This is a genomic window from Duganella phyllosphaerae (assembly GCF_001758785.1).
Lineage (GTDB): Bacteria > Pseudomonadota > Gammaproteobacteria > Burkholderiales > Burkholderiaceae_D > Rugamonas > Rugamonas phyllosphaerae.
The window spans coordinates 35,604-49,052 of sequence record NZ_LROM01000098.1; the positions used below are offsets into that span (position 1 = coordinate 35,604).

Here is a 13,449-nt window from a genome sequence, read left to right on the forward strand (position 1 = left end):
GCAATGATTTACCGCGAGACATCCCAATGTTGCGTGCAACTTGGCCCATTCCATAGATTTTATACTGTATGTAAAAACAGGGGTATCCACTTAGCTCCAATAATGATAATATCACTGTATGGATATCCATATATTAGCCCCGAAAGCGGGCGCTGACTACCCCACCCATTGGAATGAATTTCTGGTCTGGTTTGCCACCGACGAGGCCTGTCTGGCGTACCTGGAAAAATTGCGCTGGCCAGCCGGATTCGTTTGTCCCGCGTGCGACTGCGCCGATCACCCGTATCGCTCCAGTCGTGGCCGCATGGTATGCCGCCACTGCGGTCATCAATGTACCGTCACCGCCGGAACGATCTTCGAAAAAACACGCACGCCGCTGCGCGTGTGGCTTGCTGCGGCATGGTATGCGACGAGCCAGAAACAAGGCGTCAATGCCCTTGGATTGCAGCGTGTGCTTGGCTTGGGTAGCTACCAGACTGCCTGGACGATGCTGCATCGTTTCCGTGCCGCGATGGTGCGCCCGGGGCGCGAAAGCCTTCATGGAAAAGTCGAAGTCGACGAAACCTACTTGGGCATCAGTGACCGTCAAAAGCCGATCATCGCCAAGGGGGGCAAGAACAATACCGCTAAGACGCTCATCGTTATTGCGGTGGAAATGCTGGAACCGAAAGGCTTCGGGAGAATTCGTTTGCAACGCATTCCGGATGACACCGCCGGCAGTGTGCTGCCGTTCGTGCAGCAAGGCATAAAGCCGGGCTCCACCGTGCATACGGATGGCTCGGCAGCCTACCGTGCACTGACCGAGCTCGGTTACCTCCATCAACGCACCGTGATGCTCGAGTCGGACGTTGCCGCCCACGTTTCCATGCCCGGCGTGCACCGAGTCGCTGCGCTGCTTAAGCGCTGGATTTTGGGTACTCACCATGGGGCTATCCAGCCTGCCCATGTGGACGCTTATCTGGATGAATTCGTGTTCAGATTCAATCGTCGCAGTTCAAGTTCACGCGGCATGCTGTTTTATCGGTTGCTCCAGCAAGCCGTCGTGACGGGGCCCGTTACCTACGACGACGTCGTTCAAAAAAGCGCGCTTGGGCAAGAAATTTGAAGTAATATCAGTGCTGGATGTAAGTACAGTAGTTTGATATTTGTGGAGCTAAGTGGATATCCCGTATGTAAAAACAGGTGGGGCCTGAAAAGTCGCTGTTGTTGGCGCCGATCCGATACTGACCCGCTGGGTCAGTATCGGATCGGCGCCAACATTCCAGGATTTCCATGAGTCGTGCTTTGTGCATATAACATATCAGGCCATGTGCGTTGCGGTTGGGGTCTATGCTGCTTGCAGATCGCGACAACCGCATGTTCAGACCGACAGACATCGCCATTGCCAAAACTCCCAGTGACCTCGATGTCACCTTTCCTGCCAGGCATGCGCCATGCAGCTATCTCCACCTGCCAACTAGTTGATGGTGGCCGACTGCTAGCGCTAGATGGCGCGAGCGACCCTGCGGGTCAGCGCCTGTCCAGCATCGCCAGCATGTATGCTGACACTGTCCCGACAACCTCAACACTGGCCTTGGCCTCGTGCGCCGATAGGTTGGTGGGAGCAGGGCGGCCGTGACCCGTCCCCTCCTTGTTCCGGAGTCTATTCATGGCGCAGGCGGATTGGAACAGCGCGCACTCGAGCCCGCGTATCGGACCTTCGCCAGGCTGCGCCGGCAATTCCGGGACAGCCATGCCCAACGTCATGAACGCCATGCCCAGCAGCATTTGAAAATTTGCGCCTGTCGCTGGGTAGTTGCCATTGATGGTTTGGAGCACATTGGCGGCGGTGGCCGCCATCAGATCCTTTCCCGTGCCCGCGACGAGCGCGGCGTCTTAGGCTCCGCGTTGCGCGCGCGCCGCATACGCTCTCAGTGCCGCCGTCATCTCCGCACCTTGCAGCGCGCCCAACACCTTGGGTCCGACGGTGCCGTCGGCCGACAAGGCGAATCCCTCGACGTCGAACGCGGCGGCTAGGTTCTCAATCGCTTCCCTACCGACATAAGCACATTGGCGGCGGTGGCCGCCATCAGATCCTTTCCCCTGCCCGCGACGAGCGCGGCGTCTTAGGCTCCGCGTTGCGCGCGCGCCGCATACGCTCTCAGTGCCGCCGTCATCTCCGCACCTTGCAGCGCGCCCAACACCTTGGGTCCGACGGTGCCGTCGGCCGACAAGGCGAATCCCTCGACGTCGAACGCGGCGGCTAGGTTCTCAATCGCTTCCCTACCGACATAGTTGGAGGAAGTCTCCCGGAAGCCCCCACAGGAGCGCACTTTAGAAATCAAAGCCTTGATCAGCTTCGATCCGGCGGCCTCGTTGTCGGACAGTGCCTGGCTCAGGATCGTCCGGACGCGCTTGGCCTTGCCCACGGCGCCTTGCTTGGCTGGGTCCGAGTGCGACAATCCGGCGCGGCCGACATAGAAATCGATTTCCGAATGGGTGGGTTCGCGATGTCCTGTCGGGGACTTGGAATCGTTGATCAATTTCGCTACCGCCGCGATGATCGCGTCATTGATGGGCAAAGGCATTGTCTTTCTTGGGTCTCGCCAAGCTCCTTGTGAAAGATCAATATATATTTATAAATTATATTAGTTTATAGTGGTGTAAAAATGCAACTACTGTTGAACGCCGTCATGTAGCTATCAAAAAGGAATCGATAATGATCGATTCCGATGATCGCGTTCGGTTGTCTCGATGCGGAAGACGCTCGTTTTGACGAGCGCTTCGCAGATGGGCGACCGGCAGAACCAAAACGCTTTAGGGAAAATTAAATATGGGAGACATCGATCTCGCGCATCTGGTCATGGAATATTGGCACATGGGTCTGGTGGCCATCGTCTTGGCCTTTCTCGCGGGCGACTTCATCATTCGCTTCGTTGGCCAGTCCAGGAGGCTGTCGGCCGAATTGATTCAATCGTTGGCTGCTCTTAGAACCATCCGCTCGCAGGTGGGGAGCGGGGAAGTCACCGAACTCGACGACATCGCCACCAAGGCCATGTCCGGGCCGGCCCTAAACCACCTTTGGCGGGAATACGTCAAGACGCTCCATCCGCAGAGAGTGGCCGACGGCGAAGGTCAGATGCCCATCGCGCGCTGGCGGTCCACGGCCTTGGCCGAAAGCTTCTTCACTGAACAGGCTATCGTCGATAGCCGGCTGAAGACGGAGTTCTACAAGCACCTGCCAGGCGTGCTGACTGGCCTTGGCATCATTGGCACGTTCTTGGGCCTGATCAAGGGACTGGTGAGTTTCGACGTCTCCCTAGATCCTGGCAAGGCACAGGAGCAGCTTCGTAACCTGGTGAATTCGGTAGGTCACGCATTCTTCGTCTCCGCTTCGGCCATTTTCTTAGCCATGGTCTTTACCTGGATTGAGAAATCCCATGTGACCGCCCGTTGCCGACAGGTCGAGGAGCTCAGGGAGCTGATCGACAGCTTCTTCACTGGCGGAGCCGGCGAAGAGTATCTGGAAAGGCTGGCGATTTCGTCGGAAAACGCCGCGACACAGTCGAGCCAAATCAAGGACGCGTTGGTCGCCGACCTCAAGGAGATTCTCACAACGCTGGCGCACCAGCAGATGGAGGCCCAAGCGCAGAACGTTGGCCAGATGTCCGCGAATGTCGGCAAGGCGATCGCGGACAGCCTCAGCGGGCCGATGGAGGCGATTTCCCAAGCCGTCCAAGGGGTTGGGGCCAACCAAGGCGATGCCGTCAACAAGATGCTCACGGACGTTCTAGCGAGCTTTGCCTCGCAGATGCGCGACATGTTTGGCGGGCAAATGGCAGACATGTCTAAGCTCATTGTCTCGGCGAGCGAGTCCATGCAAGCCACGGCGATCCAATTCCAACAGCTCGCGACTAACATGGACTCCGCAGGGACCAACACAGTCGATGCTATGGGCGAAAGGCTGGGCAAGGCGTTAGAGGCCATGGACACGCGCCAAGCGGCGATGAATGATCAAATGGGGGCATTCGTCGATCAGATCCGCGCGATGGTGTCCGAATCGCAAACCGAGTCCTCGCAAAAACTGAAGGACACGTTGACCGCCGTGGGCGACCAGGTGGCGGGTGTCGTCGAGCAGCTCAGGCGCCAAGCGGAGCAGGCCGCCGAGTCGCAGGGCGAGCGGAACATGCGCTTCGAGCAGACCACTGGCCAAGCCATCGGCTCGTTGTCCGCCCAAGTCGAGCAATTGCTGGCCCAGTCCATGGAGACCAATAAATCTCTGCAAAACACGGTGGCGAGCCTCGCTCAGGCCAGCGACAAAGCGATTTCCGGGATGAATTCAGGCGCGCAAACGCTTCAAATCGCCGCCAACGATTTCGCCAAAGCCGGGCAGGGTGTGACGGAGACCATGCAGGCATCGGCCACGGCCACCGAAGCCATCAAGGCCGCATCGACGCAGCTCACGATGTCGAATGACGCCTCCCGCGCTATCTTTGCCGACTATGGCAAGACGCGCGACACCTTCGCTGTGATGGTCGCCGACTTGAAGGCAACCGTTGAGAATGCCAAGCGCGACGCCTCCATGACCTCGGAACTCATCGCGCGGATGGAAGCGGCCACGCAGCAGCTCGCCATCGCTCAAAAACAGTCGGAGGAATATCTCCAAGGCGTCAGCGACGTCTTGGTGTCGGCCCACGAATCGTTCCGAGACAATGTCGAGCGCACCCTTCGCGAAGGCAATCGCCAATTCCAAAGCGAGTTGTCGAGCTCGGTCAACCTGCTTTCGGGGGCGATCAAGAACTTGGGCGACGTCGTCGACGACATCCCGGCGCGGAGGTGATGAGGCATGCTTGGAATCAAAGTCCCCAAGCGGCGTGGTGCACGCGAGGATGGCGAGAAGCCATTCTGGATATCCTTTTCCGATCTGATGACCGCATTGATGGTGCTGTTCCTGGTCGCGATGGCCGTCGCGCTGATGGCGGTGACGCAGGGCCTCGCGGAGATCAAGAAGAGCACCGAGGAGCGCGAAAAGACCATCGAGAGCTGCGTCGCCGACCTCGACGCATTGACTCGGCTCGCCGAGTTCAAGGGAGTCTCGGTGCGCGGTCACTCCATCGACTTCGGCAAGTTGGTACAGTTCCAAGATCGAGAGCACAAATTCGAGAAGCCCGGCGACGAGCATTTTGTTCGCAAGTTCGTGCCAAGGGTACTGGACGTGGCGCGATCAGCCAAGTGCGAGAAATGGCTCAAGCGGGTCGTGGTAGAGGGTTTCGCCAGCAAGACAGGGGATTACCTCTTCAACCTGAATCTGAGCTATCAGCGTTCGCAGCGCGTGCTTTGCGCGCTGCTCAGCACGCAGGCGGCGGATACCCTCTCGACTGCCGATCGATCGCTGATCCAAACCCTGTTCTTGGCAGGGGGCTCCTCATTTAACACGGCGTCAGGCGACGCGGCGCAGATGCGGCGCGTGGAGATCAAGCTTGAATTCCGAGACCTGGGCTCGGCCAAGGAGGCGCCGCCTGACATTCCTCTTGATCCGGGTCTTCGATGCCCCAACGACCGATGATTGGCGCGCTCGACATTCTGCAGTCCAGACTCGCGCAGTCGTTCGCGGACGCCCCGATAGGGCCGGAGGGGTGGTCCGCCGTGGACGAGATGGTCCGTGCGCGCCAGCGTGTCCACCACGACCATGGCGGCGCGGGCATCGTGGCCGATCAGCGTTCGATCCTCGCCTCGATCGCGGACTTCAAAAAAACGCGCGAAATTGCTGGTTTCCGTGATCTCAAATACGTGTGCCTTGGCATAGGCGCGTTGGACCCGAAAGGCTGGTCTGTGTTGGCGGACGAAGGGCTGCGTTCCACGGTGGCTCGATCGGCGGAGCAGCAGGCCGCCACGCACCGCCGCTTGCGCTGCTTCCAAGCCTTGCTGTCGTCCTATTTCTCGTTCCCAGTCAATGGCAAGAATGCCAACGCCGAATCGACGACGGGATGGCGTGTATTGCGAGGATGGTTGAGGGAGGAGCGCGACAGAATCGTGAAGCTCTTGGACTTTAGGCCGCCCTGGATCGAGGCGCTATCGCGCCATCCCGAGCTTTTGACCAATCAGCCATGCGACAAGTTTGGCGACGAGCTTTTGCGCGGGGATGCGACGGGCCTAAACGACGCGAGGGACGGCCTTGCCATACCCGAAACATCTTGGGTGGTGGAAGAAGCTGTGCTGGCTCAGATGAAGGCCGCAGGCCAGCTGATGGACGTCGAGTTCAAAAGCATCCTTCCCGATTTGCTCGGGATCGCGATGGGGCGCGCGGGCGTATCGATCAGCGAGTCCCTGGCGACTCGATGCGTGGCCCTCCTCGTGACACGATACGCACGCTGTCGCGATCGTCCCGAGCAGCCAGCGCTGAGGGACGCCGCCACCTCGACGATTGGCAACCCTTGGCTTCGGCGGACCAACTGGGATGCGTGGGTGCGGGTGGGCAATCAGCCGGACGACCAGGCGCGGGAGATGGTCTTTTTCTGGCTCAAAGAGCGCTTGGTCGCGGACTTCTTCGAGCTGCTCAGCGCGGATGGAATCAATGACAGGCGCCGCGTGGCCTACTGGCTACGCTTCGTCCCATTTGTGGAAGACATGTGGTTCGCGCTTGGCACGTCCGCATCCAGGGCCAAGGGCGGGAAATTCGGAGAGTTCCGCGAACGGGCCAAAGGGCGGCTCCTGAGTTTGGAGGGGACCACCGCCGACAACAACGCTTTTGTCATGAAGATTGGCGCCCACCTCGCGGTGGAGTTTGGCGCGAGCGGCAATGCGTTCTACTTGTTCCGCTGGGACGCGTTGAGCCCATCGGTTCTCGAATCACTCAACTCCGGCCGCGCCAGTGCAAGGATCCACATCGGAGACCTTAGAAGCGACGGGAGTTTAGACAGATTGCTTCATCGCGATTCGCCAGTGGCATTGAAGAGCTGGGAGCAGAAATTTGATGACAAACTGACCAAGCTCATCGGCAAAAATCCTGAGGTTCGTCCCGCCTGCGTCCCAGAGCTCGAAGTCTTGATAGCAAATGGACGCGTCCAAGTGACCGATCTGCGAGTTGGGGGCGGCGCGCTTTGGGTCTATGAGCCTGAGCGCTCATCCCATCTCGCCAAGAAGCTGCAGGCATTGGACTTCACATACAGGGCTGGCCGCGGCTGGTTCAAGGAGTAAAAAATCATGTGGTCTCCATTCCAATCGAAAGACAAAGGAGCCTCAAGAGCGGCGCCGCAAGCGGGCCATGCTCTGCTTATCGCTTGGGATCGCGATGGGGCGCAATTCGCCGCCGATCCGCCGTTTGACGATTGGCTGTCGGCGCCGATGTCTTTTGGCGTGGGTGTTGAACTCGCGCTGCTGCTTCGCCAGCTCGAGGAGGAGGGGTTTGTCGAATCGCGCGATGGGGTGGCCCATCTTCCATGGTCGAGCTACTACGCATTGCTTGAGTCCCCAGATCATGGCGGCGAGATTGGGCTGTTGGGCCTCCCCATGCAACAGGCCTGGAAGCCCATCCTTTCGAGCAGTGGAACGCTGGCGGACTCCGATTTTTCCGTCGCTGTCCAAGGTTGGTTAGATCCCCACGGACGGCGCCCCAATGGCAACGTCGTCGTCGAAGGCGCCGTGCTGACTTCGGGCGGCAAGTCGGCTATTCTTGACGAGGCCGTATGGCGGACTATGCGGGCCATCGCGGAGCAACGTGAACGCGGAGCCGGAGAACGTTCGCCCGACGTGAACAAGCGGGATTGGTCGGCGATCCGTACCCACGCGTCCCGCGCGGGAGCTGATTTGGCCGACTACCTGCGCAAGACTGTGGTCCTTACCCCGGAGCGGCTGCGGATCGATCTGCGCAAGGGCGACATCGCCGGTGACAAGCTGGTGGAGGTAATACCCGGATTCGACGGCGCGCCTCCGCGTTGGCTGGAGATGTTTGACCGCCTCGACGCAGTGCCAGAGCGCTACGAAATCCCAGATGGCAATGGCTTGGTGCACGTGCTGTTGTCGGAAGAGGCGCGGACGGTGCTCCGAGAGATTCGGCGCATGCCGGGCCGGCGCGTCGCGGGTGAGCGGGCCGAAGCGTTTGTCCGCAATCCATTCGCGACGCTGGGCCCCGACGCGGCCAAGGTCATCGACCCGGAGCAATTTGAACGCGCGCGCGAGGACGCCGGCATTGTCTTTGCCCGATTTACCGCAAAATTTTCGCGCGACGAAACCGGGCATCTATTTGAGGTCGCGTTGATGGTCGAGGAGACGCTTCGCGGCGCAATTCAAGCTGAGCTGCTGAAATTCGAGGGTTCGTCGCAGTTGGAATCCTTCCTCAAGAAGCTCGACTCCAAGATGGCGGCTGGCGCGCAATGTTGCCATTGGCAGGGATTCGACCTCGAAATTCTGGGCGACACGCCAGCCCAAGCCGCGACGTTGCGCGAGGCCCTTGCGGATTGGCGGCAGCCCAAGCTCATCAGCGCGACTGACATCTTCGATTTGTCGAAATATTCCGAACGCGTGGGCGGCTTTGGTGTTGAGAAGCCATATTACTCGCCCTTCATCGCCAAAAAGAGCGAGGACGCTGGATGGTTTCCCGAGAACGTCGATCTGGGATTTTGTTTCACGCCGGATGGCGGAGACGAGACCGTGGCGATCGCCTTGAACGACAGGAATTTGGGTGCTTTCCGGGACGAGCTCAACAAGGCTCGCCAAGAAAAGCGCGAAACGTTCGACTTTCCCGGCTGTCCCAAACCAGTTCCGGTGCGGTGGGCGATCGACGCCCTCGAAACCTTTGGCACGGTCCGCGACGATGTCGAGAAGGGCACGTTCGACCCCAAGAAGAATCCAATCAAGGCGCGGACGACTGAGCGCAAAGGATTGGTCGTCAAGCCGAATGTGGACGCGCTGGACTATGAGGAGCGCCGAGGCATTCTTGCAGCGCTAGGCGAACCGCCCGCGCTGCCTTCGTCATTACTTGGCCATATCATACTCAAGGAGCACCAGCTCCACGGCGTCGCTTGGCTTCAGCATTTATGGCGACACTCTCCTGCAGCTTGCCGAGGCGCTTTGCTGGCGGATGACATGGGATTGGGCAAGACTATCCAGCTACTGACATTCATCGCCGCAGCTATCGAGCGCGAACCGGGCATCGATCCGTTCTTGGTAGTGGCGCCAGTCTCCTTGCTGGAAAATTGGAAGGAGGAGATTGCCAAGTTCTTCGCGCCTGGGGCGATGAGGGTCTTGACCCTCTACGGTCCAGATCTTGCGTCCAAACGAGTGCCCAAGGCCGCGTTGGACGAAAGCCTGATCCAAGCGGGATCGCCCAAGCTCCTTTCGCCGGGATGGCTTGGATCGGCCAATGTGGTGTTGACGACTTACGAGACGCTTCGGGACCTTGAATTCTCGTTGGCTGCCCAACGCTGGTCGGCGATGATTTGCGACGAGGCTCAAAAGATAAAGAATCCGAACGCGCTTGTGACCCGCGCGGCCAAAAAGCAGAACGCCAGGCTCAAAATCGCTTGCACCGGAACGCCAGTCGAAAACACGCTGACCGACATCTGGTGCCTGTTCGACTTTGTCCAGCCGGGATTGCTTGGCGCGCTCAAAGACTTCGGCTCCAAGTATCGCAAGCCGATCGAATCCGAAACCGAAGATGAGAAGGTTCGCATAGAGGAACTGCGAGCGCTGATCGAGCCGCAGAAGCTCCGGCGTACCAAGGCGGAAGTCGCGAAGGATCTGCCTAAAAAGCTTGAATTCGCGGGATGTCGCGCTTTGCCCCTGTCCCAACGTCAGCGCGCGCTATATGCGGACGCCATCGCGCAGTTCAGGGCTCGTCCTGGCGGACGCCAAGCGAGCGGCATGCAGTCGCCGCTGGGTTTGCTGCAATACTTGCGCAGGCTATGCTCCGATCCGCGCCCTCCTGGCCAACTCTCAACCGAGTCGGACTCGCTCGCGGATATCGAGAGGCACTCGCCCAAGATGGCTTGGATGCTTGGTCACTTGCAAACAGTCAAAAAAACCGGCGAGAAGGTCATCGTGTTCTGCGAGTTCAGGGACTTGCAGCGTACGCTCCAGCGAGCCATCGCGGATCGATTCGGATTCACGCCGGACGTGATCAACGGCGACACGTCTGCGGACTCGGCCAATGCGAACAATCGCCAGAAGCGTATCAGGGCTTTCCAAGAGAAGCCTGGATTTGGCGTGATCGTCCTGTCGCCACTGGCCGTGGGATTTGGCGTGAACATCCAGGCGGCCAACCACGTCATCCATTTCACGCGCACATGGAATCCGGCCAAGGAGGACCAAGCCACGGATCGGGCCTATCGCATCGGCCAAGAGCGAGATGTCCATGTCTACTATCCGGTCGTCGTCGCCCACGATTTTCTCACATTCGACGCCAAGCTCGACAAGCTGCTGGACAAGAAGCGCGAGCTGTCGGCTGACATGCTCAACGGCGCCGGGGACGTGAGCCCCGCCGACTTCGGCGATTTGGAGGCTCCCGACGGCGGCAACGCATTTAGCAACGAGCCTTTGACTACCGACGACATGGGATCGCTTGATGGCGACGCTTTCGAAGCCTTCTGCGCGCTCTTGTGGAGCAAAATGGGTTACTCGCGGACCATCAAGACTAAGCGCGTTGGCGATGGCGGCATTGACGTGGTGGCCATCAAGCGCAACGAGGGCGCTTTGATACAGTGCAAGAGCTCGGTAGTTGAGAACAAGGAGCTTGGCTGGGAGGGCGTCAAAGACGTGTCCGCCGGTTCGGCTGCATATGCGGCTCGCTATCCGGGGATCGCGTTCTCCTTGGTTGCCGTGACAAATCGGCGCTTTAACAAGACCGCGCGAACTCAAGCCGCCGTGTTGAACGTGCAGTTGATCGAGGTCGATCAGCTCGCGGAGATGCTAACGCGCTATCCAATGAAGCGAGGAGAATTGGAGCGCTTCCTGCTTGCGAGTTGGAGTGCGGGCTGATTGCAACGATTGGGGGCAAGGGCGAAGAGCGGTATGAGATGACGATCAAGGGGTACATTACCCGAACGTCTTGGCAAAAAGCTGCTGTTTTTTCGAGATGTCGCGCTCTTAAGTGACGCGCTTCAGTTTTTGCTTTCAGATGCCGCATTCCGTCGGCCTTGGCATCGTTGGCCTAGCGCTCGACTTCTGGCATCCCATAGTGCTTCGTCCATGCATAGATGCGGTGCACGCTAATGCCCAGTCGTTTAGCAACCTCGGCACCGCTTGCCCTCTCCCAACCAAACCTCCTGGACTTACGGCTCAGAAGTGCCCACATAACTCGTGGCGATTCAGAATCAGGTTGCTGTTTACCCTACATATAGATAGAGTAGGGGAGTACTTGTTTTGACATTGCCATTACGGAAAGCTTAGACTCAGGCACACCGAAAACCTTCGAGGCGCGCATCATGAAACAAATCGAGCTCATTAGAAAGCTAGCGCAGCTTGATCACCACGACATCTATGTCCTCACCCGCCGCGACGTCGAGAAGCTATTCCCCGAAGAACCCGACAAAGCCATGGAAAAATCCCTCCAGCGGATGGTCTCGCAGGGCCTTCTACAGCGTGTCGCCAAAGGCCTCTACCTTAACCCCGCCGCCCGCAGCAAAAACCGCTGGGTCGCCGAGCAGATCGCCCAATCCCTGCGCCCCGGCCATCTCTCCTACGTCAGCCTCGAATCGACCCTGTCTGAATATGGCGTGATCTCCCAGATCCCCATCAGCCGCCTGACAGTCATGACGACCGGGAAAAGCGCAATCGTGGAGACTCCCTACGGCACCATCGAGTTCACCCACACCAAGCGCAGAAGCGCCGACATCATCAAGAACACGATCCACATCAAAGGCCGCCCACTTCGCATCGCCACCCGGCAGGCTGCCGTGCGCGACCTGTTGCGCGTCGGGCGTAACGCGAACATGATCGATCCGGGTGCGCTCGAAGAGACATGATGAGGAGGGCCGCAATGAATCCCGAAAAGAAGAACTTCAATGAGCTCGTGGACCTTGCCATGGCCAGCCCGGGGCTGTCCGCGATGCGCCCGGTAGTCGAGAAGGAACTGCTGCACCACGAGATATTCCAGGCGCTCGATGCTGACGGCCTGCTCAAGGGCCTGATATTCCAGGGCGGCACGTCGCTGCGCCTGTGTCGTGGTTCCGACCGCTTTAGCGAAGATATCGATTTTGCCGGCGGCACCAGTTTCTCCGCCGCGAGCATGGAGCCGATCAAGGACTGCGTGGAGCAGCGCATTGGCGAGCGCTTCGGGCTCGACGTCTCGGTGCATCATAAGCCTGCCAAGGCCGGCGTAGACAACGCCAGGAACGTCCACGTGGACAAATGGTGGATCTCGATCGAAACCGCACCTGAGTTGCCGATGATGCCCAGGCAGAAAATCAAGCTGGAGATCGCCAATGTTCCTGCGCACACCCGCGAGTTGGTGCCGTTGCGGGCGAACTACGATGTGCTGAGCGGCATGCCGCTGGTGCTGGTCAATACCGAGTCGCTATACGAAATCATGGCGGACAAGGTACTGGCATTCCCGACCTCGCTGTTTGATGCCAAGGGCAATCCTGGCAAACTCGACTCCGGAAAAATCCGTCATCGCGATATCTGGGATCTTGCATGGATGGCCGGTCGCGGCGTGAAGCTGGCGCCGGAACTCGTCAGCGCCAAGCTCCACGATTACAGCGTCAAGGATTACCCGGACCTGCTTGGCGCAGCCATCGAGCGGTTGCCCGAGATCGTGGCCAGCCGCGAATTCAAGGACCAGATGACCCGCTTTATTGATGCCTCGACGGTGGCGCGCACGCTGGCTGTTGATGGGTACACCAATTACCTGGCCACCTCCGTTGGCGGCTTGTTCTCCGAGATGCAGCAGGCACTCGACCAGCCACTGCAAGAGTCAACGACAGCAAGGCATTCTTCGCCATCGCCGGCGGCGCCGCAGACGCAAGCGACGGGTCTGAAATCCAAAGTAAAACAGAAGCAAAAGCCGCGCCGGTAAAAACCATAAGTTACCATGCGCGCTGCGGCTCGGTTCGTCCAAGCAGATCGCGACAACCTCCATGCTCAGGCCGGCAGACAGCGCCATCGTCAAAACGCACGGCGACCTCGACGCCATCTTTCCACTGCCGGCCTGCGCCGTGCAGCCATCGCCATAGGATCACACGTGCGCGCCCCGTCAAGCACAACCACGCATATTTATTTCATTGCAAAGCACGCCTGTTTTTTCACCAAACTGAGCACGGGGGGGTAGGGTGGGGGGTAGAAAAAAATTGGCCTCGTTTTTCATAGGAGGGTTCGGCGGACACCGTCGAATCCCAGTCCTACCTGCAAAGCAGCCTCGCCATTCCAGCCGTCCGCGCGGCGCTCGCTGTTCGCGCATGGCATTGGGCGGCAACATCTTTTTGCGTATTTCGGTGAACGTGCCCACCCATTCCGGTCTATCGTGCCCACTTGCGC

General features: G+C 59.1%; 8 protein-coding genes and 1 pseudogene. 7 read left to right on the forward strand and 2 right to left on the reverse strand.

Features of this window, described 5'->3' with window-relative positions:
- The first annotated feature begins 118 nt into the window (after positions 1 to 118).
- A complete protein-coding gene (locus tag DUPY_RS18085) occupies positions 119 to 1,105 on the forward strand; it encodes an IS1595 family transposase (protein ID WP_070249787.1) in 987 nt (328 codons plus the stop codon).
- 404 nt (positions 1,106 to 1,509) lie between these two features.
- On the opposite strand, the pseudogene DUPY_RS28920 reads toward DUPY_RS18085, so the two are convergent.
- Both DUPY_RS28920 and DUPY_RS28010 read right to left on the reverse strand, forming a co-directional pair.
- Positions 1,510 to 1,857 (reverse strand): annotated as a pseudogene (locus tag DUPY_RS28920) (abortive infection family protein); the annotation flags it as partial.
- Positions 1,858 to 2,105: 248 nt separating this feature from the next.
- Entirely contained in the window at positions 2,106 to 2,567 is a 462-nt protein-coding gene (locus tag DUPY_RS28010; protein ID WP_070249789.1) for a hypothetical protein, read from the reverse strand.
- Between the two features lie 245 nt (positions 2,568 to 2,812).
- On the opposite strand from DUPY_RS28010, the gene zorA reads away from it, so the two are divergent.
- The 6 genes from zorA (at position 2,813) to DUPY_RS18125 (ending at position 12,991) form a co-directional block, all read left to right on the forward strand.
- Complete coding sequence (gene zorA / locus DUPY_RS18100; RefSeq protein ID WP_070249790.1) at positions 2,813 to 4,819, forward strand: anti-phage ZorAB system protein ZorA; 2,007 nt, start codon at positions 2,813 to 2,815, stop codon at positions 4,817 to 4,819.
- Between the two features lie 6 nt (positions 4,820 to 4,825).
- Positions 4,826 to 5,545 (forward strand): flagellar motor protein MotB, encoded by a 720-nt coding sequence (locus DUPY_RS18105; protein ID WP_070249791.1) that lies wholly within the window; start codon positions 4,826 to 4,828, stop codon positions 5,543 to 5,545.
- Between the two features lie 89 nt (positions 5,546 to 5,634).
- Positions 5,635 to 7,176, forward strand: coding sequence for an EH signature domain-containing protein (locus DUPY_RS18110; RefSeq protein ID WP_084640786.1), 1,542 nt, complete (start codon positions 5,635 to 5,637; stop codon positions 7,174 to 7,176).
- Positions 7,177 to 7,182: 6 nt separating this feature from the next.
- Positions 7,183 to 10,953 (forward strand): SNF2-related protein, encoded by a 3,771-nt coding sequence (locus DUPY_RS18115; RefSeq protein WP_229255417.1) that lies wholly within the window; start codon positions 7,183 to 7,185, stop codon positions 10,951 to 10,953.
- A 446-nt stretch (positions 10,954 to 11,399) separates the two neighbouring features.
- Positions 11,400 to 11,939 (forward strand): type IV toxin-antitoxin system AbiEi family antitoxin, encoded by a 540-nt coding sequence (abiEi, locus tag DUPY_RS18120; RefSeq protein WP_070249793.1) that lies wholly within the window; start codon positions 11,400 to 11,402, stop codon positions 11,937 to 11,939.
- Positions 11,940 to 11,953: 14 nt separating this feature from the next.
- A complete protein-coding gene (locus DUPY_RS18125) occupies positions 11,954 to 12,991 on the forward strand; it encodes a nucleotidyl transferase AbiEii/AbiGii toxin family protein (protein WP_070249794.1) in 1,038 nt (345 codons plus the stop codon).
- Positions 12,992 to 13,449: the final 458 nt, after the last annotated feature.

What these genes read in the sequence shown, in the direction of transcription:
- DUPY_RS18085 (WP_070249787.1), top strand. Translation starts at nt 119, where the DNA reads ATGGATATCCATATATTAGCCCCGAAAGCGGGCGCTGACTACCCCACC.
- DUPY_RS28010 (WP_070249789.1), bottom strand. Translation starts at nt 2,567, where the DNA reads ATGCCTTTGCCCATCAATGACGCGATCATCGCGGCGGTAGCGAAATTG.
- zorA (WP_070249790.1), top strand. Translation starts at nt 2,813, where the DNA reads ATGGGAGACATCGATCTCGCGCATCTGGTCATGGAATATTGGCACATG.
- DUPY_RS18105 (WP_070249791.1), top strand. Translation starts at nt 4,826, where the DNA reads ATGCTTGGAATCAAAGTCCCCAAGCGGCGTGGTGCACGCGAGGATGGC.
- DUPY_RS18110 (WP_084640786.1), top strand. Translation starts at nt 5,635, where the DNA reads ATGGTCCGTGCGCGCCAGCGTGTCCACCACGACCATGGCGGCGCGGGC.
- DUPY_RS18115 (WP_229255417.1), top strand. Translation starts at nt 7,183, where the DNA reads ATGTGGTCTCCATTCCAATCGAAAGACAAAGGAGCCTCAAGAGCGGCG.
- abiEi (WP_070249793.1), top strand. Translation starts at nt 11,400, where the DNA reads ATGAAACAAATCGAGCTCATTAGAAAGCTAGCGCAGCTTGATCACCAC.
- DUPY_RS18125 (WP_070249794.1), top strand. Translation starts at nt 11,954, where the DNA reads ATGAATCCCGAAAAGAAGAACTTCAATGAGCTCGTGGACCTTGCCATG.